Origin of the sequence: Pantoea sp. SJZ147 (assembly GCF_007828605.1) — a bacterium.
GTDB lineage: Bacteria > Pseudomonadota > Gammaproteobacteria > Enterobacterales > Enterobacteriaceae > Pantoea > Pantoea allii.
The window spans coordinates 135050-160078 of the sequence record NZ_VIVB01000012.1; the positions used below are offsets into that span (position 1 = coordinate 135050).

At 53.1% G+C, this 25029-nt stretch carries 29 protein-coding genes; 13 read left to right on the plus strand and 16 right to left on the minus strand.

Annotation, left to right across the window (positions count from 1 at the left end; all coding sequences use genetic code 11):
• Positions 1-144 precede the first annotated feature (144 nt).
• From flgL to flgB, 11 genes are all read right to left on the minus strand, one after another.
• Positions 145-1107, minus strand: coding sequence for a flagellar hook-associated protein FlgL (flgL, locus tag FBY13_RS17805; RefSeq protein WP_063879072.1), 963 nt, complete (start codon positions 1105-1107; stop codon positions 145-147).
• A 14-nt stretch (positions 1108-1121) separates the two neighbouring features.
• Positions 1122-2762 carry a flagellar hook-associated protein FlgK gene (gene flgK, locus FBY13_RS17810; protein ID WP_145394795.1) on the minus strand — a complete coding sequence of 547 codons (1641 nt, stop codon included), beginning with the start codon at positions 2760-2762 and terminating at the stop codon, positions 1122-1124.
• 124 nt (positions 2763-2886) lie between these two features.
• Positions 2887-3831 (minus strand): flagellar assembly peptidoglycan hydrolase FlgJ, encoded by a 945-nt coding sequence (gene flgJ, locus FBY13_RS17815; RefSeq protein ID WP_063879070.1) that lies wholly within the window; start codon positions 3829-3831, stop codon positions 2887-2889.
• Entirely contained in the window at positions 3831-4940 is a 1110-nt protein-coding gene (locus tag FBY13_RS17820) for a flagellar basal body P-ring protein FlgI (RefSeq protein ID WP_096012331.1), read from the minus strand. Before FBY13_RS17820 ends, flgJ begins: the two co-directional genes overlap by 1 nt.
• Positions 4941-4949: 9 nt before the next feature.
• Positions 4950-5654 (minus strand): flagellar basal body L-ring protein FlgH, encoded by a 705-nt coding sequence (locus FBY13_RS17825; protein WP_172823921.1) that lies wholly within the window; start codon positions 5652-5654, stop codon positions 4950-4952.
• A 65-nt stretch (positions 5655-5719) separates the two neighbouring features.
• Positions 5720-6502, minus strand: coding sequence for a flagellar basal-body rod protein FlgG (gene flgG, locus FBY13_RS17830; protein WP_063879066.1), 783 nt, complete (start codon positions 6500-6502; stop codon positions 5720-5722).
• A 17-nt stretch (positions 6503-6519) separates the two neighbouring features.
• Positions 6520-7278 (minus strand): flagellar basal body rod protein FlgF, encoded by a 759-nt coding sequence (locus FBY13_RS17835; protein WP_109716073.1) that lies wholly within the window; start codon positions 7276-7278, stop codon positions 6520-6522.
• Positions 7279-7298: 20 nt separating this feature from the next.
• Positions 7299-8546 carry a flagellar hook protein FlgE gene (gene flgE / locus FBY13_RS17840; RefSeq protein WP_063879063.1) on the minus strand — a complete coding sequence of 416 codons (1248 nt, stop codon included), beginning with the start codon at positions 8544-8546 and terminating at the stop codon, positions 7299-7301.
• Between the two features lie 26 nt (positions 8547-8572).
• Entirely contained in the window at positions 8573-9244 is a 672-nt protein-coding gene (gene flgD, locus FBY13_RS17845) for a flagellar hook assembly protein FlgD (RefSeq protein ID WP_145394796.1), read from the minus strand.
• Positions 9245-9256: 12 nt separating this feature from the next.
• Positions 9257-9661: a flagellar basal body rod protein FlgC gene (gene flgC, locus FBY13_RS17850; protein ID WP_063879059.1), complete on the minus strand. Its 405-nt coding sequence runs from the start codon at positions 9659-9661 to the stop codon at positions 9257-9259.
• A gap of 2 nt (positions 9662-9663) precedes the next feature.
• Positions 9664-10077 (minus strand): flagellar basal body rod protein FlgB, encoded by a 414-nt coding sequence (flgB, locus tag FBY13_RS17855; RefSeq protein ID WP_063879057.1) that lies wholly within the window; start codon positions 10075-10077, stop codon positions 9664-9666.
• Positions 10078-10230: 153 nt separating this feature from the next.
• Between flgB and flgA the strand changes: the two genes are divergently transcribed.
• The 3 genes from flgA to flgN all read left to right on the plus strand — a co-directional run bounded on the left by flgA (position 10231) and on the right by flgN (position 11733).
• Positions 10231-10890 carry a flagellar basal body P-ring formation chaperone FlgA gene (gene flgA, locus FBY13_RS17860; protein ID WP_063879055.1) on the plus strand — a complete coding sequence of 220 codons (660 nt, stop codon included), beginning with the start codon at positions 10231-10233 and terminating at the stop codon, positions 10888-10890.
• A gap of 103 nt (positions 10891-10993) precedes the next feature.
• Positions 10994-11296, plus strand: coding sequence for a flagellar biosynthesis anti-sigma factor FlgM (gene flgM, locus FBY13_RS17865; protein ID WP_063879053.1), 303 nt, complete (start codon positions 10994-10996; stop codon positions 11294-11296).
• A gap of 5 nt (positions 11297-11301) precedes the next feature.
• Complete coding sequence (gene flgN / locus FBY13_RS17870) at positions 11302-11733, plus strand: flagellar export chaperone FlgN (RefSeq protein WP_063879051.1); 432 nt, start codon at positions 11302-11304, stop codon at positions 11731-11733.
• 500 nt (positions 11734-12233) lie between these two features.
• Here the strand turns inward: flgN and murJ are convergent, their stop codons facing one another.
• The 4 genes from murJ to rimJ form a co-directional block, all read right to left on the minus strand.
• The gene (murJ, locus tag FBY13_RS17875; protein WP_145394797.1) at positions 12234-13772 is read right to left on the minus strand and encodes a murein biosynthesis integral membrane protein MurJ; all 1539 of its coding nucleotides are present in this window, start codon (positions 13770-13772) and stop codon (positions 12234-12236) included.
• A 121-nt stretch (positions 13773-13893) separates the two neighbouring features.
• Complete coding sequence (locus FBY13_RS17880; RefSeq protein ID WP_145394798.1) at positions 13894-14814, minus strand: Gfo/Idh/MocA family protein; 921 nt, start codon at positions 14812-14814, stop codon at positions 13894-13896.
• The gene (locus FBY13_RS17885) at positions 14815-15456 is read right to left on the minus strand and encodes a DUF480 domain-containing protein (protein WP_145394799.1); all 642 of its coding nucleotides are present in this window, start codon (positions 15454-15456) and stop codon (positions 14815-14817) included.
• A 15-nt stretch (positions 15457-15471) separates the two neighbouring features.
• The gene (gene rimJ / locus FBY13_RS17890) at positions 15472-16062 is read right to left on the minus strand and encodes a ribosomal protein S5-alanine N-acetyltransferase (RefSeq protein ID WP_063879045.1); all 591 of its coding nucleotides are present in this window, start codon (positions 16060-16062) and stop codon (positions 15472-15474) included.
• Between the two features lie 441 nt (positions 16063-16503).
• Between rimJ and FBY13_RS17895 the strand changes: the two genes are divergently transcribed.
• From FBY13_RS17895 to FBY13_RS17930, 8 genes are all read left to right on the plus strand, one after another.
• Positions 16504-17067, plus strand: coding sequence for a lipoprotein (locus FBY13_RS17895; protein ID WP_096012325.1), 564 nt, complete (start codon positions 16504-16506; stop codon positions 17065-17067).
• 157 nt (positions 17068-17224) lie between these two features.
• Positions 17225-18268, plus strand: coding sequence for a dihydroorotase (gene pyrC, locus FBY13_RS17900; protein WP_145394800.1), 1044 nt, complete (start codon positions 17225-17227; stop codon positions 18266-18268).
• Between the two features lie 62 nt (positions 18269-18330).
• A complete protein-coding gene (dinI, locus tag FBY13_RS17905) occupies positions 18331-18576 on the plus strand; it encodes a DNA damage-inducible protein I (RefSeq protein WP_096012324.1) in 246 nt (81 codons plus the stop codon).
• A 145-nt stretch (positions 18577-18721) separates the two neighbouring features.
• The gene (locus FBY13_RS17910; protein ID WP_063879040.1) at positions 18722-18994 is read left to right on the plus strand and encodes a hypothetical protein; all 273 of its coding nucleotides are present in this window, start codon (positions 18722-18724) and stop codon (positions 18992-18994) included.
• A gap of 247 nt (positions 18995-19241) precedes the next feature.
• Entirely contained in the window at positions 19242-19496 is a 255-nt protein-coding gene (gene bssS / locus FBY13_RS17915; RefSeq protein WP_063879039.1) for a biofilm formation regulator BssS, read from the plus strand.
• Between the two features lie 96 nt (positions 19497-19592).
• On the plus strand, positions 19593-20708 hold the full coding sequence (gene solA, locus FBY13_RS17920) for an N-methyl-L-tryptophan oxidase (protein WP_145394801.1): 1116 nt from the start codon (positions 19593-19595) through the stop codon (positions 20706-20708).
• 294 nt (positions 20709-21002) lie between these two features.
• A complete protein-coding gene (locus FBY13_RS17925) occupies positions 21003-21578 on the plus strand; it encodes a cytochrome b (protein WP_096012322.1) in 576 nt (191 codons plus the stop codon).
• 1 nt (position 21579) lies between these two features.
• Positions 21580-22155 carry a YceI family protein gene (locus tag FBY13_RS17930; protein WP_063879036.1) on the plus strand — a complete coding sequence of 192 codons (576 nt, stop codon included), beginning with the start codon at positions 21580-21582 and terminating at the stop codon, positions 22153-22155.
• A 38-nt stretch (positions 22156-22193) separates the two neighbouring features.
• Here FBY13_RS17930 and FBY13_RS17935 read toward each other — a convergent pair whose 3' ends face one another.
• Complete coding sequence (locus tag FBY13_RS17935; protein ID WP_063879035.1) at positions 22194-23243, minus strand: rhodanese-related sulfurtransferase; 1050 nt, start codon at positions 23241-23243, stop codon at positions 22194-22196.
• Positions 23244-23506: 263 nt separating this feature from the next.
• On the opposite strand from FBY13_RS17935, the gene FBY13_RS17940 reads away from it, so the two are divergent.
• Both FBY13_RS17940 and FBY13_RS17945 read left to right on the plus strand, forming a co-directional pair.
• Positions 23507-24430, plus strand: coding sequence for a Kdo(2)-lipid IV(A) acyltransferase (locus tag FBY13_RS17940; protein ID WP_063879034.1), 924 nt, complete (start codon positions 23507-23509; stop codon positions 24428-24430).
• A 213-nt stretch (positions 24431-24643) separates the two neighbouring features.
• The gene (locus tag FBY13_RS17945) at positions 24644-24994 is read left to right on the plus strand and encodes a DUF3147 family protein (protein ID WP_063879033.1); all 351 of its coding nucleotides are present in this window, start codon (positions 24644-24646) and stop codon (positions 24992-24994) included.
• The last annotated feature ends 35 nt before the right edge of the window (positions 24995-25029 follow it).

The following is a 25029-nucleotide window of genomic DNA, read 5'->3' on the forward strand; positions in this document are numbered from 1 at the left end:
CAGCCCTGACTGATGCGCCGCCGGACGCATCAATACCGACCTCCGTGAAAGGGAGAATATTCAGGCAAAAAAAATCCCACCATCCCTTATCGGGAAGGTGGGAAAAACTAAGCGCACCCGGTTAAAGTACGCCCAAATTTCGTTTTATGAATTCAACTGAAACAGTGACATCTGAGACATATCGGTAAAGGTCTTGTAAGAAGCCTGCAGCGCCTGCTGTTGCATGGTGTAGCTGGAGATCGCCTGGGTGTAATCAACGTCCACCAGGCTGCTCATCTGGGAATCATAAATTACCTTGCGATCGTCCCCCTGCGCATTCAACGTATCTAACTCTTTCAGCTGGGTACCGATCTCGGAACGGACGCTGAGCACGTTGTTCAGCGAGTTGCTCAGGCCACGGCTGGTTTTATCCATTGCCGCAGAAAACGTGGCTTTCGTCGCATCGTCCGCGCCGTTTTGCGGCACTTTCAGCGCACTGATGGCGCTGTCCAGCATGTTAAACACGTTCGTTTCACTGGTACCGCCGTTAGGCTCTTTCACCGCATTGCTGGTAATCGACATCACGATGCTGTTGCCGGTGTGACCGATGGTCATCGTACGGTCAGTGTCCACTTTCTGGGTAATCGCATCGGTTCCGCCCTGATAAGTGACGCCGCCCGCACCATCCACAAACGGTGGGCTATCCGTTTTGTAACCTGCAAAGATATAACGTCCGTTGGCATCTTTGCTGTTTACCTGATTGAGTAACTGCGCACGCACCCCTTCCAGCTGCGTGGCATAGGAGGCGCGGTCGTCGTCGCTTAAGGAACCATTAGCGGAGGCCACAATCATCGACTGCGCGCTCATGATGCTGTTCGTGACGCCATTAAGGGTGTTTTCTTCCAGCGATAATCCCTGGTCGGCAAAGGTACGCGCGACAGAATACTGGCTTGCCTGCGCCTGCGTTTGCGACAGCACGACCGCACGAGACGCGGCAATCGGGTCGTCTGAAGGATTAGACACTCTGAGTCCGGTGGAAAGCTGTTTTCCCGCATTTAACCAAGAGGACTGCGCATCGCTAACGCCGCGAACCTGCTGGTCAAAAATCATATTTGTACTGAGTCGCATGATGTCCTCTGCTTTTAGTTGATGCTAAGCAGGGCGTCAAAAACGGTGCTGGCCGTTTTTAAAACCTGCGCATTCGCCATGTAATATTGTTGGTATTTCGTCAGGTTCGCGTACTCTTCATCCAGGTTCACGCCAGAAACAGACTGCTGGCGGTTGGTTAGCTGCGTCACCACGTTTTGCTGCGTCGTGCTGGTGGTTTTGAGTGCCTGGGTTTTGTTGCCGATGGTACTCACCATCGCGCCGTAAGCCTGGGAAATCGTCGCGTTGCCGTTAACGACTTTGGCATCCTGCAATGCCAGCAGCTTTTGTGCATTGCGGTTATCACTCTCACCGCCGGTCGCGGCCGCCGCGGCGATTTGTGATCCGCTGGTAATAGCAACTGACATGCCGTTAACCACGTTCTGAACCGGTTTCACCAGGAAACTGTCTTTGGCGTTTGGCGTGCCGTTGACCGTCAGGCTCATCCCATCCAGGTTAAGCGTCGTAGCGCCGCCCGAGGTAGTGGGTGTGAGCGTGGTTTTGGTGTTATCTGACAAACGTGTCGCTGACCAGTTTGTCCCGTCATAGCTGACGGTATAGTTTGATGCCTGCAGGGCACTGGTGTCAGTCCACGCTGCCGTCAGGGTGGCAGAAGAGGTATTTTTGCTGTTCCCCTGCACCGTAGGACTGCCGATATTAAAGAAGTCGACGCCCTGATTACCGTTGCTGTCGAAGCCTTGCTTGTGCACGGTGTTAAAACTGGTTGTAAAGGCAGCCGCTAATTGGCCCAGTTGGTTTTGTGCCAGGTCCAGATCCTGCGAACGGAAGCTCAGCATACCGCCCAGCGACCCCGTGGTCAGAGACGATTCCGGAATCTCCACGTTGCCAGCCTGAGGGTCGACATAACCTACTGTGGTGCGCGTCAGGTCACTGCTGGACGGCATGGCCACCAGCTTGGTGGACTGAAAACCATTCACCAGTGACGTGCCGTTCGCCATCGAAACCGTATAGCTGCCGTCTTGCTGTGACACTGTCACACCAACGATATTATTCAGGCCGTTCACTAACTGATCGCGCTGATCAAGCAAATCATTCGGTGTTGCACCGTTAGCCGTGCTTAGTTTGGCAATTTGCTGGTTGAGATTCGAGATCTGCGTGGTGAAGGTATTAATCTGATCGACGTTAGAGGCAATATTGGTGTTCACGCTGTTTTGCATGTTGGTCAGGTACTGCGCCTGAGTCTGGAACTGGTTAACCAGCCCCTGCGAGTTGCTGAGCATCGACTGGCGCGCCGCCGGATCGTTGGCGTTACTGACCACGTTTTGCATGTTGCTGAAGAAGCCCTGAATCGCCGTTGACAGGTTAGTGGTCGACGTCGACATCAGATCATCAATATTAGATACCTGCGAATACTGGGTATTCGCCGCACTATAATTGGCCGACGATCCGCGCAGCTGAGCGGCGATAAAACCGTCATATTCACGCTGAACACCGGTGACGTTAACACCATTGCCGTAATAGCTTTTCCCCTGCAGGGTACTGTTTGCTTCGGCCAGAATGGTGGTCTGACGCGAGTAGCCCGCGACAGTGTAATTACTGATATTGTTACTGGTCGTGCTTAAGGCGGCCTGTGCGGCACTGAGCCCGCTCATTGCGGAGTTAATTATGCTGGACATCTCGGTTCCTTACATTCCCCCGTTGAACGGGTGGCTGTCATCAGTGTGGTCGCCAACGTACGCTGGCGCGCCTGGCTCTTGCTGTTATTATCGGCATGCTTAAGTGAAACTTGAGGCCGAATAATCAGAACAGGGTGCTTAAATCCTGGCTATACGCTTTAACCACTTTTTCACCCATGCTCTTGAATTGCTGAATCATTCCAACCAGTTTCTGTGCATATTTTGGATCGGTCGCATAACCGGCAGCCTGCAATGCCTGTGCGCCCTGCTCCGCGCTCTGCGCATTCGTTACGGCCGCATAACGTGGATTGTTTGAAATCAGTTTGACGTAGTCATTCAACGCTTCGAAATACGATCCGTAAACGCGGAAGCTGGCGCGCACTTTTTTTGCTTCGCCATGCTCGTATTCCGTGGTCATGATATCGGTTGTTTCACCCTTCCAGTTGGCGCTGGCTTTAATGCCGAAGACGTTGTAACTCGGCTTACCGTCACGGGTCAGGATTTGACGTTGCCCCCAGCCGGACTCCAGCGCAGCCTGCGCCAGAATCAGGTGGTGCGGAATCCCGCTCTGCTGGCTGGCGGCCTGAGCAGGCTGCGTCAGTTGGGCAATAAAATCGCGGCTGTCGCCGGGCAGTCCCGTTGGCGAGGCTGGCGGCAGACGCGGCATGGCTTTACGCACCATCTGCTCCAGTGGCGTTGCCCCGATATTGCTCATAATGAAACTGTTATCCAGTTTCATCGGAACGGTGCCGGCGGTCTCATCCGGGGCTTTGGCGGGTTCCATCTGTTTCACGATGATATCCGCCAGGCCCAGGCCACGTTTTCCGATGTCTTGCGCAATCTGCTGATCGTACATTGAAGTAAAAAGTTTGGTCTGTTCATTGCTGAGTACGCCGTCCTGCGGTAACGCATCGCGCATACTCTTTAGCATCATCTGAACAAACATCCCTTCGACCTGCTGTGCCACCTGCAGCGCTTTTCCTTTCGGATCGGCGGTGACCTGGCGTTTAAGGTCGTTCAGTGAGCGGCTGTCAAAAGCCGCATTCATCAGCGATTGCGCATCATTCATCAGATAATTTCCAGTTTAGCGCGCAGGCAACCCGCGCTCTGCATTGACTGCAAAATAGACATCAGCTCGATAGGCGATGCGCCCAGGGCATTCAGTGCACGTACCACGCTGTTCAGGTTGGCGCTGGAATTCACCCGTTGCAGGGCCCCGCCGCTCTGACGCAGGTCGATCTGTGTATTGGTGGTTGCCACGGTTTGTCCACCCGCCAGCGGTGTATCAGGCTGGCTGACGTTCTGCTGCTGATTAACCGTCACAGACAAGTTGCCCTGCGCCACTGCACAGGTGTTCAGTTTCACTTCACGATTCATCACGACAGAGCCGGTACGCGAGTTGATAATCACTTTGGCATCTTCAACCGGGACAGACACGTCGATGTTCTGAATCTCGGCCAGCAAGCGCACCTGTGCACCGTTGTTAGGTGATACGCGTACCTGAACGGTGCGGGCATCCAGCGGCTGCGCAGAGCCGTAGCCGCCACGTCCATTGATCGCATCCGCAATACGTTGCGCCATAGAGAAATCGGCGGTGTTGAGCTGCAGGTTAATGGTGTTTTGCGAGCCAAAGTTGCTCTGCAATTCACGCTCAACCGTCGCGCCTTCGGTAATACGTCCGCCGTTCAGTTGGTTAACCTGAACACTACTTCCCCCGGCAGAAGCACCCGCACCACCGACCAAGATATTCCCCTGAGCCAGGGCATAAACCTGGTTATCCACGCCTTTCATCGGCGTCATTAATAACGTCCCACCGCGCAGGCTTTTGGCATTACCCATGGATGAGACAACCACATCCAGCGTCTGTCCCTGACGGGCAAACGAGGGCAATTTAGCCGTGACCATTACAGCCGCTACGTTTTTGAGCTGCATGTTAGTGCCGGGCGGCACGGTGATGCCCAACTGGGACAACATGTTGCTGACAGTCTGCGTCGTAAAGGGTGTCTGAGTGGTCTGGTCACCCGTACCATCCAGACCCACCACCAACCCATAGCCCAGCAGTTGGTTGTCGCGCACACCTTGTACGGTGGTTAAATCGCGGATCAGATCGGCGTGAGCCATCAGACTTACGCCTAACAGTAACCCCAGACCGACACGCCATAATGCTAACTTTTTCATTGAAACCTCTTAGAACGGCGAGATGTTCAGGAAGAAACGCTGCAGCCAACCCATGGTTTGCGCTTCATTGATATAACCATTTCCGATGTACTCAATACGTGCATCGGCGACGGCCGTTGACAACACCGCGTTACTGGCGCTAATGGTGCGTGGGTTAACCACGCCCGAGAAGCGGATAAACTCGGTGCCCTGATTAATGGCAATCTGTTTTTCACCGACCACGTGCAGGTTGCCGTTCGACAGAACCTGATCCACGGTCACGGTGATGGTGCCGGTAAAGGTGTTGTTGGCAGACGCGCCGCCTTTACCTGCGAAATCATTTTTGCCACCTGCCGCAAAGTTGGCTTTTTCACCTGCAGCGCCTGCCAGACCGGCAAGGCCCGTAGGGACGGCGGTAATGCCCAGGCTACCGCTGCCGTTTCGGCTGGCGTTAGAGGACGAACTTTTGCTGGCGCTGACGTTTTCTTGCAGCGTGATGGTCAGCGTATCGCCGATATTACGTGGGCGACGATCCTCAAACAGCGGCTGATAACCGTAGTTGAGCGGCGCGACGCCCTGAAAAATTGAACCGTTCACCACCGGTGGTGCAGATGGCAACGGCTGAGCCGTGGTCGCCCCTTGCACCAACGGCGTGCGCGGTACCAGTGCACAACCGTTAAGAGTGAGTAGCAGGCTTGCTACTAACCAATGTCCAGGCTTGAGAATATGTTGCATCGCCACGGAGTCACGACCTTATAAATGACTATTCTTCAGGCCAGCCTGAGCCGGCCCTGTTCGCATTACAGCTGCGTTAACTTCGCCAGCATCTGATCGGAGGTGCTGATCGCTTTGCTGTTAATTTCATAGGCGCGCTGCGTCTGGATCATGGTGACCAGTTCTTCAGCAACGTTAACGTTGGAGGTTTCGGCATAGCCCTGATACAGCAGACCTGCGCCGTTCTGGCCAGGCGTGCTGTCAGTCGGTGCACCGGATGCCTGGGTTTCTTTGTAAAGGTTTTCACCTACGCTATCGAGACCGGCGTTGTTGATAAAGGTGCTCAGGGTTAACTGCCCGACCTGCGCGGCCTGAGTTTGCCCCTGCTGCGTGACACTGACGACACCATCACGCGACACGGTAATGCTGGTGGCGTTGGCTGGAATCGTAATGCCTGGCTGTACCGGGAAACCGGAGTTGGTCACTAACTGACCATTCTGATCCACCTGGAACGAACCATCACGGGTATAAGCAGACGTACCATCTGGCATCTGGATTTGGAAAAAACCCTGCCCGTTAATGGCAATATCTTTCGAGTTGTTGGTCTGCGACAGGTTGCCCTGTGTATGCAAACGCTCAGTCGTCACCGGACGCACACCGGTACCAATTTGCAAACCTGATGGCAGCGTGGTTTGTTCTGATGACTGGGTACCCGGTTGACGCATTGTCTGGTACATCAGATCTTCAAATACCGCACGTGAACGCTTAAAGCCATTAGTACTGACGTTTGCCAGGTTGTTGGCGATAACGTCCATGTTCATCTGCTGTGCATCAAGACCGGTTTTCGCGATCCATAAAGAACGAATCATGTATTTATCCTCGTGCCTTAGCTGCCGATGCTCAGCAACTGATTGGCTTTTTGTTCGTTTTCGTTGACGTTAGAAATGACCTTCATCTGCATCTCAAAACGTCGGGCATTGGCGATCATATCGACCATGGTCTCGACCGGTTTAACGTTACTGCCTTCCAGAACGCCAGGCATCACCTGCATGGTAGGATCGGCCTGCAGCGCGGCGCCGCGTGTAGCCTGCGTCGCGGCGGTTGGACGGAACATGCCATCATCCCCGCGCTGTAACTCTTTACCTGTTGCCTGAACCAGCTTCAGACGACCCAACTGCACCGTGGCATTCGGTGAGTCGCCTGCGTTAAGTCCGGTAATAGAACCGTCAGCCGCAATGGTGACCTCTGTGCCTTGTGGGATCACAATCGGACCACCGTCGCCCATGACGGGATTGCCCTGCACCGTCAGCGTGCCGTCCGAACGGATTTGCATATTACCGTTGCGGGTATAGGCTTCGCTGCCGTCTGCCGTTCGTAGTGCAAGCCAGCCGTCCTGCTGCATTGCCACATCCAACGGACGTTCGGTGTAGTCCATTGCACCCTGACTCATATCGGCGCCCGGCGTGGACGCCGTTACCAGCGTACGCGTTGGCAGCGACCAGCCACTAACCGGTACAGCACGCAACGCGTTCAACTGCGCCCGGAAACCGGGCGTTGATGCGTTGGCAAGGTTGCTGGCGGTAACCGCCTGCTGATCCAGTGTCTGACTGGCCGCGCCCATCGCGGTATATATCGCGTGATCCATAGAGCAATCCCGTTAGCGAATTAACGTAAGTTGACCAGGGTGTTAAGGATCTGGTCCTGCGTTTTGATGGTCTGCGCGTTCGCCTGGTAGTTGCGTTGCGCGACGATCATGTTGACCAGCTCTTTACTCATATCAACGTTCGAGGACTCCAGCGCACCGGCGGTCAGTGAACCAAATGTTCCGGTGTTCGCCAGGCCAACTGCAGCCTGTCCAGACGCATTCGTTTCCGACCAGACGTTGTCACCCTGAGATTTCAGGCCTTCCGGGTTAGAGAAGCTCGCCAGAACGATTTGTCCCAGCAACTGAGTACGTTGGTTGGAATAACTGCCGGTGATGGTGCCGTCGTTATTAATGGCGTAGCTGGTCAGGTCGCCTGGGGCATAACCGTTTTGCGTGGCGTTACCAAAGGTGGTCGCACCGGTGTTTTGCTGCAGGCTGCCCACAAAGTTCAAGGCCACGGTCGTGCCATTTGCGCCATTGACACCAGGAATGGTGATACTGGCTGTGCTTGGCGTGGTTGAACCCGCGACAACGGCGCCTGTCGCATCCAGGCTGGACACACCGGTCATTTGACCGTTGGCATCGTAGGACATCTGGTAGTTACCCACAGCGGAACCCGCAGTTGAGTCAATGCCATGGATCTTCCAGGTGTTGTTTGCCGTCTTAACAAAATACATGTCAAGCGAGTGGGCGTTACCCTGCGTGTCGTACATGGTAATCGTGTTTTTAGCACTGTACGTCGTCGGGTCGGTGGCTGAAAACTTGGTGTCATCCAGCGTTGCAGACGTTGAGTTCAGCTTTGCCACCTGGTTAGCCGTGGTGGTCGCGTTCGCAGACATCTGCGTGGTTGGGATTTTAATCGCAACCGGGTTGGCACCGCTTTGAATCGTTGGCGGCACGCCTGATGCCGGATAACCGGTTACATTCAGACCCTGGGTATTCACCAGGTTACGGTTCTGATCGAGTGTGAACTGGCCGTTACGTGAATAGGAAACCGCGCCCGCAGAGTTGGTCAAACGGAAAAAACCGTTTCCGCTCAGCGCAACATCCAGTCCACGGCTGGTGGTGGTGGTTGAACCATCGTTAAAGTTCTGGATAACGGCGGCAACTTTTGTACCCAGACCTACGTTAGAGCCGGCGAACATGTCGGCAAACGCGATGGTACTGGATTTGAAGCCCGCTGTGGCGGAGTTAGCGATGTTGTTACCGATAACGTCCAGGTTACTTGAGGCAGCGCCGAGACCGCTGACCGCTTGTGAAAATGACATTTAAACCTCTCCTGTCTACAGGTGAATCAGAGAATCTGACGTACGTCGTCAAGGGTGGCGGAGCCCATGGTGCCGAGATCCAGTGTTGCGGTATTACCCGCCGTGCTTACGCCATTGACGTAGGCATAATTAAGTGGCTGTGCTACCTGTTGACCGCTGCTGTTACTGGCAGCAATCGCAACTTTGTATTTACCGTCTGGCGCAACACTGCCATCAGGTAATTTTCCGTCCCACGAAAAGGTGTGAACGCCCGCAGTGAGTGAACCCAGGTCCTGGGTACTGACCACATTGCCTTGTGCGTCACTGATCGTCGCCGTGGCGGTGGTCGCTGCGTTAGTCAGCTCAACGCCAAACGGTGTCGTGGTGCCTTTGCCTACCAGGATCTGGGCGCCATTGACCATCACCCCATGTCCAATCAGCGTGGAGCTCTGCAGAGACTGGCTGGTGCTGATCTGGCCGGAAATCGATCCCAGCGTGGTATTCAGTTTTTCAATACCGCTCAGGGTGTTGATCTGTGCCAGCTGCGTCGTCAGCTGACTGTTATCCATTGGATTTGTCGGGTCCTGGTTTTGTAACTGTGTGACCAGCATGGTCAGGAACTGGTTTTGCAGGTCCTGAGAACTGTTCCCCGTGCCGGTGCTGGACGAACTCAGTACCGTGGGGTCCAGCTTTTCATTAACGCCTACCGAGATAGCCATTATGTTTCTCCGTTACTGACCCAGGGTCAGCGTTTTCATCATCATCGACTTCACGGTGTTCAGTACCTCGACGTTAGCCTGGTAGCTGCGTGACGCCGACATGGTGTTCACCGTTTCGGCTACCACATCCACGTTAGGCATTTTCACGTAACCTTTGTTGTCTGCCATTGGGTTACCTGGGTCGTAGACCAGTTTTGCCGGCGTAGGATCGTCCACGACCTGCGCCACTTTCACACCACCTGTCGCAGCACCGGGAGCAGCATCGGTCTGAAAAACGACCTGTTTTGCCACATACGGCTGTCCGTCCGGGCCGGTCACGCTGTCGGCGTTAGCCAGGTTACTGGCGCTGACGTTTAATCGCTGTGATTGCGCGGTCATTGCTGAGCCGGCAATGTCAAAAATATTAAGCAAGGCCATAATTATTGCCCTTGTAACACGCTCATCATGCCTTTGATTTGGCTACTGATAAGCGTGAGGTCGGTTTGATATTTCAGGCTGTTATCCGCGAACTGCGTACGTTCGCGGTCCATATCCACGGTGTTACCGTCGGCAGATGGCTGATCCGGAATGCGATACAGCATATTCATTGACGGTGCCGAGTTCGTCTGCGCTTCAATGTGACGCGACGAAGTGACTTTGAGCGCCAGGCTACTGCCTTCAGCACGTCCATTCGCCATTGCCCGATTCAGCTCGCTGGCAAAGTCGATATCCCTGGCCTGATAGCCCGGGGTGTCGGCGTTGGCAATGTTAGATGCCAGAATCTCCTGACGTTGAGCTCGCAGGTTAAGGGCTTCGGTACCGAAATGTAGCGCCGCATCGAGTTTGTCGAGCATGCTTCCTCCGCAAATGAGAATTTCGAGTTGGCAGCTTAATCGGGAAAAAGCAAGAGTCATCGTCTGAATAACGCCTCAAATCGTCGCTATTTTTGCTCTTGAGTTTTTTTTTAAGCGCGTACACTCGTTGACATCATCAGTGAGGAAAAGCACATGCGTGGATATCCAGCCCTGTTAGCCGGCCTGCTGGCCCTGTTTGCCTTACCCGTTATGGCAGGCGATTTCAGTGCCCAACTGAACCAGTTTTTTAAGGCGCGTGATCCCCAACACGCGGCAGGCATGAATGTGGTTATCCGCACGCCGCAGACGCAGTGGCCAGCGTGTGACGCACCACAATTTACGCTGCCGGGCAACAGCCGGGCATGGGGCAACATGAGTGTGGCGGCTAACTGCGGTGAGAATCGCCGTTATATTCAGGTGCAGGTACAGGTCACTGGGGCGTATCTGGTCGCTAAAAACGCCATTCCCCGTGGCAATACCGTTAGCAAAGATGATTTCCGCATTGAAAACGGACGTCTGGATACGTTGCCTCCGCGCACGTTGCTCAACGATGAGTCAGTAGCGGATGCGGTGGTCTTGCGTGATATCCAACCGGGGCAACCTGTAAGTCAGTCTATGTTGCGCCAGCCATGGCGCGTTAAAGCAGGCCAGGATGTGATGGTCGTGGCCAGCGGAGACGGGTTTGACGCTAGCGGTGAGGGCAAAGCGTTGAACAATGGCACGATATCGCAGTGGGTTCGGGTGCGTATGGGAAATGGTCAGGTTGTGAGTGGTCGTGTGAGCGATGATGGGAAAATTCTTATAACACTATAAAACATTAAAGAAGCCTGTTTATCTGCCGATAGAAGAATCAGCTAAGCGATTACGCTATTATGATTCAGGTGGCAGACTCCCCTGACCTCACAGGAGCCCGAATATGAGCATCGACAGAACACAACCGTCTAAGCCCGCAAGCACCGTGCAAACACGTGACAGCAGCGAGCAACAAACTGCCCGAGTGCGTCAGAGCAGCAGTACAACTGCAACCACGCCTGCAGCCGCCCAGGTTAACCTGAGCAGTGCACAAGCACAGCTTATGCAGCCCAGCAGCCAGGACATTAATGTCCAGCGCGTAGAACAATTGAAAACCGCCATTCGTAATGGCGAGTTGAAGATGGATACTGGCAAAATCGCCGATGCGCTAATTGCCGACACTAAGGCGTATTTAGAGGGTAAATAATCCCCATGAGTAATTTGCTGACCACGTTAGATAAGATGCAGGAAGTGCTGGTGTCTCTGGCCACCGTGCTGGATGAAGAGCAACAACAGCTGTCGTCTGGAATGATCAACAGCAACAACTTGCAGCGCATTACAGAAGATAAAAGTGCGCTACTGAGTACGTTGAATTATTTAGACGAGATGCGTCGTAGTAACGAGAAAAGTCTGGGTACATCTGCCCCTTATCGTGGTCAGAGTGACATGGCGCGCCGCTGGGAAGGTATCCAGCAGCACACGCGCCGGTTACACAATGCAAATACTCACAACGGTATTTTGTTGCAGCATCAAATTACCTTTACCCATGACGCTTTAGACGTTCTGAAACCTCACCAGACGCAGGCGTTTTATGGCCCGGACGGGAAAGGACAAGGGCAGGCAACGCTAAGCCGTAAAGGCTGACCGGTGTTGCTGTCACTCCCCAGAGACAACCTGTTGTCTCTGCTGGGTGATGACAAACCTTAAGTCATCCGTCTTGAAAAAACCGTCATCTCACAGGGATGACGGTTTTTTTATATCCCAACGCTCGGCTCTGAACCCGCCTGCGCGCTGCCGTATCGATTCTTGCGGCGCGGGCGCCTCGCCATTTATAAAATTGCAGACTGATATCAGGCTTGCCTGAGACGTGGCAAAACTCCGTGAAACGCTTTTTTCTCGCTACATCACAGGTTGTACCTTCATCACAACGCTTTATTCATCAACCCTTGCCATAACATGAGCCGGTATCACCTGCGCTTAATAGCGCAACCGGGAGCGTTGCATCATGGCTGTCATTGAGTGAGGCCGAGGGAACGCCGTACCTCACCCAGCTCAACGCCTGGGCAGTAAAAAGCCGCAACGTGATCCGTTGCGGCTTGCATAAAGGGTTAACACATCACGCTACGCTCAAGGCATTGTTACATTCAGACGGTCGTGCGTCGCGCATAATCGCGCAGGCGAAAGCCCATCAGCCCAAGCGCCAGGAAGTAAGCGCCACCGCCAACGGCACAGACCAACGCCAGCCGCAGCAAACGCCACAGCATGTTGCCCTGCTCCCAGACAGGCATCCAGTAGAGCATCGCAAAAAGCGCGGCAGCCATTATCACGACAGCCACGAATAAACGCAGTAAAAAACCCACCCATCCCGGTTGCGGCTGGAAGATCTTCTTTTTACGCAGTTGCCAGTAAAGCAGCGCGGCATTCAGACAGGCACCCAAACCAATTGAGAGCGCCAGCCCGGCATGCTTAAGAGGACCGATAAAGGCCAGGTTCATAAGCTGAGTCACAATCAGCGTCACAATAGCAATTTTGACCGGGGTTTTAATATCCTGACGTGAATAGAATCCCGGTGCCAGTACTTTCACCACAATCAGGCCCATCAGGCCGACCGAATAGGCGATCAGGGCGCGCTGGGTCATCGCCGCATCAAAAGCGGTAAACTTGCCATACTGGAACAAGGCGATAGTCAGAGGCCCGGACAACATGCCTAACGCCACCGCACTGGGTAACGCCAGCAAAAAGCATAAGCGCAGGCCCCAGTCCATTAAGCGCGAATATTCATCATGATTGCCACTGGAGAAACTTTTCGCCAGTGACGGCAACAAAATGGTTCCCAGCGCAACGCCCAGTACGCCGGAAGGAAACTCCATCAGGCGGTCAGCATAATACATCCAGGAAACGGAACCAGACACCAAAAAAGAAGCAAAAATGGTGTTGATGATGAGCGAGATTTGACTGACCGACACGCCCAGAATCGCGGGCCCCATTTGACGCATAACGCGCCATACACCGGCATCACGCAGGTTGAGACGCGGCAGGACCAGCATCCCCAGTTTTTTGAGATGGGGTAACTGGTAGCCCAGTTGTAACACGCCGCCCACCACTACGGCCCACGCCAGTGCCATAACCGGCGGATGAAAGTGCGGTGCGGCAAAAAGGGCAAAACCAATCATGCTGACATTCAGCAAGGTTGGCGCAAATGCGGGAACGGAGAAACGGTTCCAGGTGTTCAGTATCGCCCCGGCGAGTGACGCCAGGGAGATCAGCAGAATATACGGAAAGGTCACGCGCAACAGCGCGCTGGTGAGGGCGAATTTATCTGCGGTGTCCGCAAACCCCGGCGCGGTCACCAGAATAACCCAGGGCGCGGCAACCATTCCTGCCACGGTCACCAGGGCCAGAGCCAGGGTAAGCAGCCCCGATACGTAGGCCACAAACAACCGGGTGGCTTCTTCTCCCTGCTTACTTTTGTATTCCGCCAGAATGGGGACAAAAGCCTGCGAGAACGCGCCTTCCGCAAAAATACGTCGCAGCAAATTGGGCAGTTTAAACGCCACAAAGAAGGCGTCAGTGGCCATGCCGGCGCCGAATACGCGCGCCACAATGGCATCACGGGCGAAGCCCAGCACGCGGGAAAACAGAGTCATAGAACTGACCGCTGCCAGCGATTTCAACAAATTCATAATTGACGGGGCATCCTGAAAAGAATCGGCTAAATGCGTGACTTAGCACGGGTTAGGTCACAGCTCGGGCGATAGTCTACTGCCATCGTACGAAATGACCAGCGCTGAGTGTTACAAGGCATTATTCCCGTTCGGCATCGCGCCACATCGATTCGACTACGCGTTGCGCCAGTAGGGCCTGCTCGCCGCTGGTCTCCGGCTTTGTCTGATTTTCGACACATTGAATAAAATGTTCTGCCGCCCCGACAAAACCGCGTTGGGCAAGATAGCTCTGCCATGGCGCAGGCGGTGTGATGATCACGCCCGCCCCGCGCTCCTCCTGCCAGTCGCGCATATCCAGAATATCAATGCACTTGCCCTCCCCTACCGAGCTGATGCGTTCACGCTGGCTTCCTGCACGACGATGCATGCTGGTGGTTACCTGCACCTGACCGGCATTGAAATGGTGCTCAGCATAGAGCATTTGTCCCTGTTCATTGGTGGCGATATGTCCCTGCCGGGGAAGCCTGCGCCCTCCGGTCAGCCACAGCGCGGTGTCGACGACATGAAGGTAATCATCCAGTAAGGTGAAGCGAAGATCATGCGGCCCTACGCTGTCGCCGCGATGTTTCTCAATGCGCAGTGAGGCAACGGCGTCCATCTCTGCCTTGAGCTGCTGATAGCGGGGCGCAAAACGGCGGTTAAAGGCCACCATCAAGCGGCGCTGTTTCTTTTCGGCCAGCGTCACCAGCATTTCAGCCTGGTTAAGGGTTTCCGCCAGCGGTTTATCCACACACACATCCTTTCCTGCCAGCAGCAGCGCATGCACCACTTCGTAGTGGCTGGCGGTACTGGTATGAACAAAAACGGCATCACAGGCGGCAGCAAGATCATTCAACGAACCGAAACACGGAATACGATAACGTTCACAGACGACCTGCGCTTTTGCCTGGTCAGGGGAAAAGGCACCGACCAACTGCCAGGATTGAGCCTGAGACAGAACCGGCAGCCAGGCCTTTTGTGCAATACCACCCAACCCGACTACACCAATGCGAATCGTCATCTATTGTTCTCTTTCAAGTAAAAGCGCCAGTTGCGCCTGTAAGTCTGCAACAGACTGCTCCAGCAACGTCACGCGTTCCAGTAGCGCAGCATCATCCGGGACGGCATCAGCCTGAGAGGGTACTTGCTCCACGTCGCCGGCAAACAGGTGCATAAAACGGCTTTCACGTTTGCCGGGTTCGCGGGCCAGGCGCACCACCATTGCACCGTCTTCGCGTGATGCCAACGCTTCCAGGGTCTGTTCGACTTCGGTGACATCTACAAACTCATGCAGGCGACCACTTCGCGTGCGCAGTTCGCCCGGGGTTTGCGCCCCGCGCAGGAACAGCAATGTGAGTACGGCGACTTCTGCACGACTCAGTTGCAAATGACCAAAAGCTGAATTGCAGAAACGCTGTTCGTATTTAACGACCCGTTGACCGAAGCCGCTGTTAGACGTGACCAGGTGTTTTTTTACCAGTAGATCGAGTTCAGCCTGCACGTCGCTTTCGCTCAGCGTCATAACCGGTTCGCGGTTTGATTTCTGATTACAGGCGGTCACTACGCCGTTTAATGAGAGCGGATACTGTTCCGGTGTAGTGATTTGCTTTTCCAGCAGGCAACCCAGAACGCGCAGGGCCTGCGCTGATAAGGCCATCTTCATTCAGCATTCCTCTTCTTACCCACGACGATTAGGTGTCCATTCTTTGCAGGTTAACGCCGTGAGGACATGATCCTGCCACTGGCCGTTAATCATTAAATAATTTTTAGCATATCCCTCTTTTTCAAAGCCCAGGCGCGCCAGCAGATCACCACTGCGCTGGTTGTGCGGCATATAGTTAGCCATGATGCGATGAATATATTGTTGCCGCTGCATGTACGGGATCGCCGACTGCAGTGCCTCAAACATCATGCCCTGCCCCTGCCACTTCTCGCCGAGGGAATAGCCGAGATAGCAGGCATGAAACGCCCCACGCAGGACATTGCTAAAGTTCGCCACGCCGCGGACTTCCGTTTCGTTGCTGTCCATCAAAACAAAGTAGAAAGCTGAACCCTGTTTGTGCATCTCTGCAATCAGGCCCAGCCGGGCCTGCCAGCCAGAGGGATAGCAGTGGCTGTCATCACGTACCGGTTCCCAGGGCCTGAGAAAATCGCGATTTTCAGCATAGTAGTCCGCTAATCGCCACGCATCGCGTTCGTGAACCAGTCTTACCACCAGCCGCTCGGTTGTGAGTCGCACCCTCAGCGCGGCAGAACGATAGCCAAACATCATCTCTCCTGAAATCCATGGCGGGAAGGAAATGCCAGTCTTTGATAACATTCACTATAACCGCCGCCAGGTCTGCGGTAAAACGTTACACACACAATGGCCGCCGGGCTGTTTGTTTATCATCCGACACGCTGACCGTGGAGGTGATCGGAATGGTTTTACGCTGACCGGCATGATAAAGGCCGCGTCTGATGTCGCCGTGGTTTTCATCCCCTCCTTGCTTTGCCTTGACAGCATCAGCCCCTGACAAAGCCGCCTGACTTGCGCCAGAAGGCGCATTTACCGGACAAGCTCAGGCCGTGCATTTATGCCTGTGGGACCTCCAGCGCCCTGGCTGAAAGGCACATACGGCAACGCCATCTCAGCCCATTCCTGATGACAGACTGCCTGCATTCAGGCAGGCTATGGCGTGATCTACTTTTTCATTTAAATGAGGGAAATATGAAGAAGGCTTTTTACGGGCTGATTGCCCTGTTTTTAGCGGTATTGCTGAGCGGCTGTAATCAGTTAACCCAATACACCATCAGCGAACAGGAAGTGAATCAGGCACTGCAAAAACACAATAACTTCGAAAAAGACATTGGTGTGTCGGGACTGGTTAATGCCCATATCGTGCTGAATAACCTCACCAGTCAGATTGGTCGTGAGGAGCCGGGTAAGGTCACGTTATCGGGTAATGCCAAGATCAATGTGTCCTCGCTGTTTGGCCCACAGCAGGCCGATATGCAACTCAAGATGCGCGCCCAACCTGTGTTCGATCAACAGCAAGGTGCCGTCTACCTGCGTGATATGGAAATCGTGGATGCGCAGGTTCAGCCAGACAAGATGGCTTCTATCATGAAAACGCTGACGCCCTACCTGAATCAGTCGCTAAAAAGCTATTTTGACCAGCAGCCTGCGTATGTGCTGAGCGCCGACCGCAGTAAAGCTGAATCGCTGGCGAAAAAATTTGCTAAAGGTTTGGAAGTTAAACCTGGCGAACTGGTGATTCCGTTCACCGATTAATGCTTTACCGATGTCGTTATCCCGCTTCAATTCCGCGCTTTTCGGCGCGGATTTTTTTTGAGATGCAAAAACAGGTGCAAACGGTTGCCTGAGTCCTTATGCTTATAACCCGGCCCAAACACGCCATTCGTTTATCCTTCATGCCGGAGCCGTATTAATGACCGCACAACCTCAGCAACTTACTATCCGCCGCCCAGATGACTGGCATATCCATCTTCGTGATGACGATATGCTTAAAACCGTGCTGCCTTATACCAGCGCGGTCAATGGTCGTGCCATCGTCATGCCTAACCTGGTTCCGCCGGTGATAAGCGTCGCAGCGGGCGAAGCTTATCGCGATCGCATTCTGGCCGCGTTGCCTGATGGTCATGCTTTTACGCCGCTGATGACCTGCTATCTCACTGACTCGTTAGATCCTGAAGAACTGACACGCGGTTTCCGTTCCGGGCTGTTCACGGCAGCCAAGCTCTATCCTGCTCATGCGACCACCAATTCCAGTCATGGCGTCACCAATATTCAGTCAATTGTCTCGGTGCTGGAGCGGATGCAAACGCTGGGCATGCCGCTGCTGGTGCACGGTGAAGTCACCGACGCGCATATTGATATCTTTGATCGCGAAGCCCGCTTTATTGAAACGGTGATGGAGCCGCTGAGTCAGCAATTTCCTGCGCTGAAAGTCGTGATGGAGCACATTACCACTAAAGACGCGGCGGAATATGTGGAAAGCGCCAATGAAAATCTGGCCGCCACCATTACCCCTCAGCACCTGATGTTCAATCGTAACCATATGCTGGTCGGCGGGATTCGTCCTCATCTTTACTGCCTGCCGATCCTGAAGCGCAATACACATCAGCAGGCTCTGCGTAAGGTGGTTGCCAGCGGTCATCCACGCGTCTTCCTGGGGACCGACACGGCACCGCACTTAAGTCATCTGAAAGAGAGCAGTTGCGGCTGTGCAGGCGTCTTTAATGCGCCAACCTCCCTGCCCGCTTACGCGACGGTATTTGAAGAGCTTGATGCCCTGCAGCATTTTGAAGCGTTCTGTTCTGAGAATGGTCCACGCTTCTATGGCCTCCCGCTTAATCAGGACCAGATCACGCTGGTGCGTGAGCCGTGGACAGTGGCAGAAACCATTGAGATGGGTTCACATCAGCTGGTGCCTTTCCTTGCCGGTGAAACGCTGAACTGGCGCGTAAAATAATTTCACTTGCCTCCCGATTAATAATACTGTAGTTATATACAGTATCTTATACGGAGGCTTTTATGCGTGTTGAAATTACCGTTGCCAAGACCCAACCTCTTCCCGCTGGCGCGATGGAAGCCCTGAGCCAGGAGCTGTCGCGCCGCATTGATGAACACTTTCCGCAATTCACGAACCACGTCAAGGTGCGTTACGCCACGGCTAACCAGTTAAGCGTTCTGGGTGGTGATAAAGATACGCGTGATCAAATCAGCGAAATCCTGCAACAAACATGGGAAAGCGCTGACGACTGGTTTATTACCGATTAACCGCTACTGTGCTGTTTTTTGCCGGGTTTCGCCACCCGGTTTTTTTATCTTCATTTAAAGTCTGACTAACCGCTCGCCCCATCTGGACTCCGAATGATCAATGCCCTATGCTGGCGCTGATCATGCATAAAAGGAGTTGCATCCCATGACTACAGACAAACCAGAAGAAGCGATGACCTTTGGCGAGCTGTTAACGCTTATCGGTGAACAGCAGCGTCGTTTAACGGTGCTGGAAAATGCATTCTCCAGCCTGATTTTCTGTCTTGATGACCGGGCCAGTCAGTTACTGGTGCATAATCTTTCTCTTGAAGCGCAAAATCAAAACCATGATGAGCAGCTGCAGCAGCAGTTTGCCCGCCTGGCAGAGACGTTACAAAAGCGCAGCGGCACGACAGGCGCTGAAACCTCGCTTATCTGACGTGGTGTCAACGAGGGATAATAGGCCATTTTTATTGTTCAATTAGGACGATTACTGCCCCAGCATTCAGGTATTATATCTTCTCAGCCTTACCGTTTTAGAAACAAATATTCTGCTTTCAGGCGTTCCGTGATACGTTTAATCAGTAAATCGCTATTTTGCTGTTATAATTGTTTCGCAGTGGAAATTAAAAAGCCGCATTGAACCTCATCATGCACTTCGTTTAACGAGTAATAAGGAGGTTATAATGGACAGTCGCAAAGATGTAATTCAGACCCATCCACTGGTGGGCTGGGATATTAGTACTGTTGACAGCTATGATGCGATGATGATCCGTCTGCACTCCCTTTCGTCGCAAGATCAAACTGAAGAAGACGCAGACGTTGGCCCTACCTACTGGCTGACGACTGATGTAGCAAAGCAGTTCATCTCCATTCTTGAAGCGGGTATCGCTAAGATAGAATCTGCCGAGCAGATAGAACGACTACTAAAGAAGCATTAATACTGCTGCATCAGCAAGGCACCCTCCAGGGTGCCTTTTTTATTGGGCTTTCTGGTATGCTGTTGATTATGTAACCCTTTCAGGAGTTCCATTTTCATGATTTACGATCTTATTGTGGTCGGTAGCGGTTCCGTTGGCGCAGCCGCAGGCTATTACGCCACACAAGCGGGCCTCTCCGTGCTGATGATTGACAGCGCACATCCGCCCCATACTCAAGGCGCTCACCACGGCGAAAGCCGCCTCATCCGTCATGCTTACGGAGAAGGCGAACGCTATGTCCCTTTGGTTTTGCGGGCACAAGCATTATGGGATGCGCTGGAACAGCAGGCTGGCGAACGCATCATGCACCGTTGCGGCGTCTTAAATATCGCGCCCGCGCATTCCGAATTTATCCAAAACGTCATCAATAGCGCAAAAACCTGGCAGCTTGCTGTCGAGGTATTACAGGCCGAGGAAGTCCGAAAACGCTGGCCACAGTTTAGCGTTCCCGATGGTTATCTGGGCGTCTTTGAACCTCAGTCCGGCTTTTTAAAAAGCGAACAGGCCGTACGAAGCTGGATTCAGCTGGCCGAAAAACAGGGCTGCGCGCAGCTGTTTAACTGCCCGGTGACGCAAATCAGCCGCGAAGGCGATTTACAGCAGGTCACCACTCTTGACGGCATTTATCGCGGTCGCAAGATGCTGGTGAGCGCAGGCACATGGGTGAGCAAACTGATACCTGGTCTGCCGGTATCACCAACACGTAAAGTCTTTGCCTGGTATCAGGCGGATGGGCGCTACAGTGAAAACAATGCGTTTCCGGGGTTCACCTGTGAAATGGCCGATGGCAGCCAGTATTACGGCTTCCCCGCCGATAACAACGCCCTGAAGTTAGGCCGCCATGACGGTGGTCAGCTGATGACCCAACCGGAAGACCGCAAACCTTTCGGCAGCCTTGCCGCCGATGGCAGTGAAACATTTCGCTTTTTACGCCAGTTCTTGCCCGGTGTGGGCGTATGTCTGCACGGCGAAGCCTGTAGTTATGATTTCAGTCCCGATGAAGATTTTATTATCGATACCTTGCCGGGCGAACCCAATCGTCTGGTGATAACCGGCTTAAGCGGCCACGGATTTAAATTTGCCAGCGTGTTAGGTGAGCTCGCCAGTCAGTTTGCTCAGAACCAGCCTTTTGAATTTGATCTTTCGCCGTTCAGGCTGTCACGTTTTCATTAAAAACGGTGCGGCGAACGGGATTAACCTGGCGCCGCGCTGACATAAATTTACAGTCAGCGGTTTTTTTGCGTTTTACTCCCTCATTATCTCTCCATTACCGGCCAGTTTTGTCCCCTTTTTGCCTTTTTCATCCATTCTGGAATTTTCTCATTCAATAATATTGTGCTTACCCGATTCACTTCGCGAGTCGATTTCATCAGTACATAAGATATTTATAGAAAAGTAAGCATTATTGCTTTTGTGTTTCATTCTGTAGATTCTTATTTCCACTTATTCTTAAGATGCCGCTGCAAAATGTCGCTAAATAATTCATCCAGCCATTATGGATTGCTCTCTGTTTTCTTACACTGGTCAATGGCATTGGTCATTTATGCCATGTTCGCACTGGGTTTATGGATGGTCGGTCTGAGCTATTACGATACCTGGTATCACAATGCACCAGAGATCCATAAAAGCATTGGTGTCATGCTGATGCTGGCCCTGATTATTCGTCTCCTGTGGCGCGTGATTTCCCCGCCGCCAAAACCCCTGAGCAGCTACTCTGCCGCCGTACGTATCAGCGCGGTTGTCGCGCATTGGTTACTTTACAGCCTGCTTATCGCCATTTTGTTCAGCGGTTATTTAATCTCTACCGCCGACGGCAAACCCATTTCCGTATTCGGGTGGTTTTCCCTGCCTGCTCTACTGACCGGCGCGGGCGAACAGGCAGATTTAGCGGGAGATATTCATTTATGGCTGGCATGGAGCATTGTGATCCTTTCGGGCTTACATGGCCTGGCCGCGTTAAAACACCACTTTATCGATCGCGATATCACCCTGAAAAGGATGCTGGGTCTGCGCATCCGATCAACCTCTGAAAAGGAAAAGTAATATGTTTAAGAAAACGCTTCTGGCCATCACAAGCGCCGGTTTACTGCTAGGTTCACTGACCGCCAACGCGGCGGATTATAAAATTGATAAAGAAGGCCAGCACGCCTTTGTTCAGTTCCGTATTCAGCATTTAGGCTACAGCTGGCTGTACGGCACCTTTAAAGACTTTGATGGCTCATTCAGCTTTGATGCCAATAACCCCTCGGCGGATAAAGTGGATGTCACCATCAACACCAACAGCGTGGACACCAACCATGCCGAGCGTGACAAACACATTCGTGGCCCGGAATTCCTGAATGTCGCAAAACATCCGACGGCGACGTTTAAATCCACGGCAGTGAAAAAAGAGGGCGACAAGCTGGCCGTAACGGGTGATTTAACGCTGAACGGCGTGACGAAACCGGTGACGCTGGAAGCCAAAATGATGGGCGAAGGTAAGGACCCATGGGGCGGCTATCGTGCCGGCTTTGAAGCCGAAGGCGAGATTGCGCTGAAAGACTTTAACATTACCCAGGATTTGGGCCCTGCTTCTCAGAAGGTTGAGTTAATCATCTCAGTGGAAGGCGTGCGTAAGTAATAACAAGCCGCCTGAAGCCAGGCTTCAGGCGGCTGCGACTATTTGCGTGTTGGCGCTGGAATAGTCATATTCAACAAACCACGCGACTTATTGAAGATTTTATTCCCGTTCTCACGTCCGGCGCGGCGGGCACGTTGTTCTTCAGGTGACAGGCGCGCTTCCTCCTGGCACAGCGGGCTACAGCAGTGCTCGTACTTTTCCGCACAACTTTCACACTGGATGAACAACAGGTGGCAACCGTCATTGACGCAGTTTACGTGGGTGTCACAAGGCGTACCGCACTGATGGCAGTTAGATAACACATCATCTGAAATGCGCTCACCCATACGTTCATCAAAAACAAAGTTTTTACCTTTGAAGCGTACCGGTAAATTTTGTTCACGTGCACGGCGGGCATATTCAATAATGCCGCCCTCGACATGGTAGACATCCTCAAAACCGTTATGCCGCATCCAGGCGCTGGCTTTTTCACAGCGAATTCCCCCCGTGCAGTACATCACGATTTTTTTATCTTTCTTGTCCTTGAGCATGTCCACAGCCATGGGCAGTTGCTCGCGGAACGTATCGGCGGGCACCTCAAGCGCATTGTCAAAACGCCCCACTTCATACTCGTAGTGATTTCGCATATCGACGAAGACCGCATCAGGATCGTCGAGCATGGCGTTCACGTCTGCCGCCTTCAAATAGTTGCCAACATCGCTGGCATCAAAGGTCTCGTCATCGATGCCATCGGCAACAATGCGGTCACGCACTTTCAACCGCAGTACCCAGAATGATTTGCCATCGTCGTCGAGCGCAATATTCATTCGCAGGTTATTCAACGCCGGATCAAAGCCGTACAGAAAAGCTCTCATCGCCTCGTACTGGCTGGCGGGAACGCTGAGCTGTGCATTGATACCTTCGTGCGCGACGTAAATACGACCAAACACCTTTAACGCGGTTAAACCGAGGTACAGTTCGTCACGAAACGCTTTTGGATCGGCAATAGTGAAGTACTTGTAAAAAGAGACTGTGGTGCGCGGCTCGGTTTCAGCCAACATACGCGCCTTCAGCTCTTTATTGGAAACAAGGTTATGTAACACTGGCATGGTGTTCGTTCCTGTCATCAATAGAAGAAATTTAGCGCGCACATGATACCTGAATTGATAAAAATGCGAAGCGTATAAGAAAAATTGATAGTTAAACCTGTACATTTTCGTTGGCCCGAGTACTTATATCTCTCTTTTTTCACTCCCGGCAACAATCTGCGAAATGTTGTAACATTTCAGCAGTGGGAAAAAAAATGGCACAATAACCGCAACTGACGAAAAACAGCACCGCTGGTGCACGACGCAGGATAATAATATTTAAGATGACCCAATTGCCTCAATTTTCACGTGCGCTTCTTCATCCCCGCTATTGGTTTACCTGGCTGGGTGTCGTTTTACTGTATATCCTGGTATTGCTGCCCTATCCGCTGCTCTACGCGCTGGGTAGCGGCATTGGTCGCCTTGCCAGACGATTTATGAAACGACGCGTTGCCATTGCTCGCCGTAATCTTGAACTCAGCTTCCCGGATATGCCCGATGTCGATCGCGAAGCCATGATCAAGCATAACTTTGAATCGGTGGGCATGGGACTGATTGAAACCGGCATGGCCTGGTTCTGGCCCGACTGGCGGATTCACAAATGGCACAAACCTTCTGGTCTGGAACACATCCAGCAGGCGCATGACACCCAACGTGGCGTGTTGTTAATTGGCATGCATTTTTTAACGCTGGAGATCGGCGCACGGATGTTTGGCATCCACAATCCCGGCATCGGCGTTTATCGGCCCAACGACAACAAACTCATCGACTGGCTGCAGACGCGAGGCCGCATGCGATCAAACAAAGGGATGTTAGATCGCAAGGATCTTAAAGGCATGATTCGGGCGTTGAAGCGTGGCGATATTATCTGGTACGCACCCGATCATGATTATGGCCCGCGCAGCAGCGTATTTGTGCCCTTCTTTGGCGTCGAAAAGGCGGCAACCACCGTGGGTACGCATATGCTCATTCGTACCGGTAAACCAGCGGTTATTCCCTTTGTACCGCGTCGTCTGCCTGAAGGGCGCGGCTACGAGTTGATTATTTTGCCTGACGTGAGCGCTGACTTTCCGCTGACCAGCGATGAAGACACCGCACGGCGCATGAATAAGGTGGTGGAAGACGGTGTGTTACTGGCACCTGAGCAGTACATGTGGCTGCACCGTCGTTTTAAAACCCGTCCAGAGGGTGAACCCTCCCGCTATTGAGTCCACTGCGGCGTCGCGGTCCGTGCCTGTAGCGGACCGCGATGGCGCGGTCGATGATGATGATAAACGACAGTGACATAGCCCCAAGGGTTGTGTGCGCTCTGATTCAGCAGTAGAGATCGTGTTAGCATCCTTAAGCATGGTGTTCCACCGGAAACCGCGCTGATACCACCGCGAGCGCTGCCGCTTAACTGATTCATTACGGAAAAATTCATGCTCTGGCTTATCTCGAAATATGCGATCACCGCCCTGATGGTGGTGATTATTTCTGAAGCGGCCAGGCGCAGCGATCGCCTGGGTGGACTGCTGGCGGCGCTGCCGCTTGTCACTATCCTTGTGCTGATCTGGATGAAAATTGAAGGACAGACCCAGGCGAAAATTGCCGCTCATGCCTGGTATACGTTTTGGTATGTGGTTCCGACCCTGCCGATGTTTATCCTGTTTCCTTTTCTGTACCAACGCACCGGCTTCTGGCTCACGCTGGGACTCAGTTGCCTGATCACCCTCGTCCTGTTCGTGCTGTGGGCGTTATGCCTGAAAAGGTTTGGTATCGACCTGCTTTAGCCCGTCGTTCCCATCTGGAACTCAACCCAGCAGGC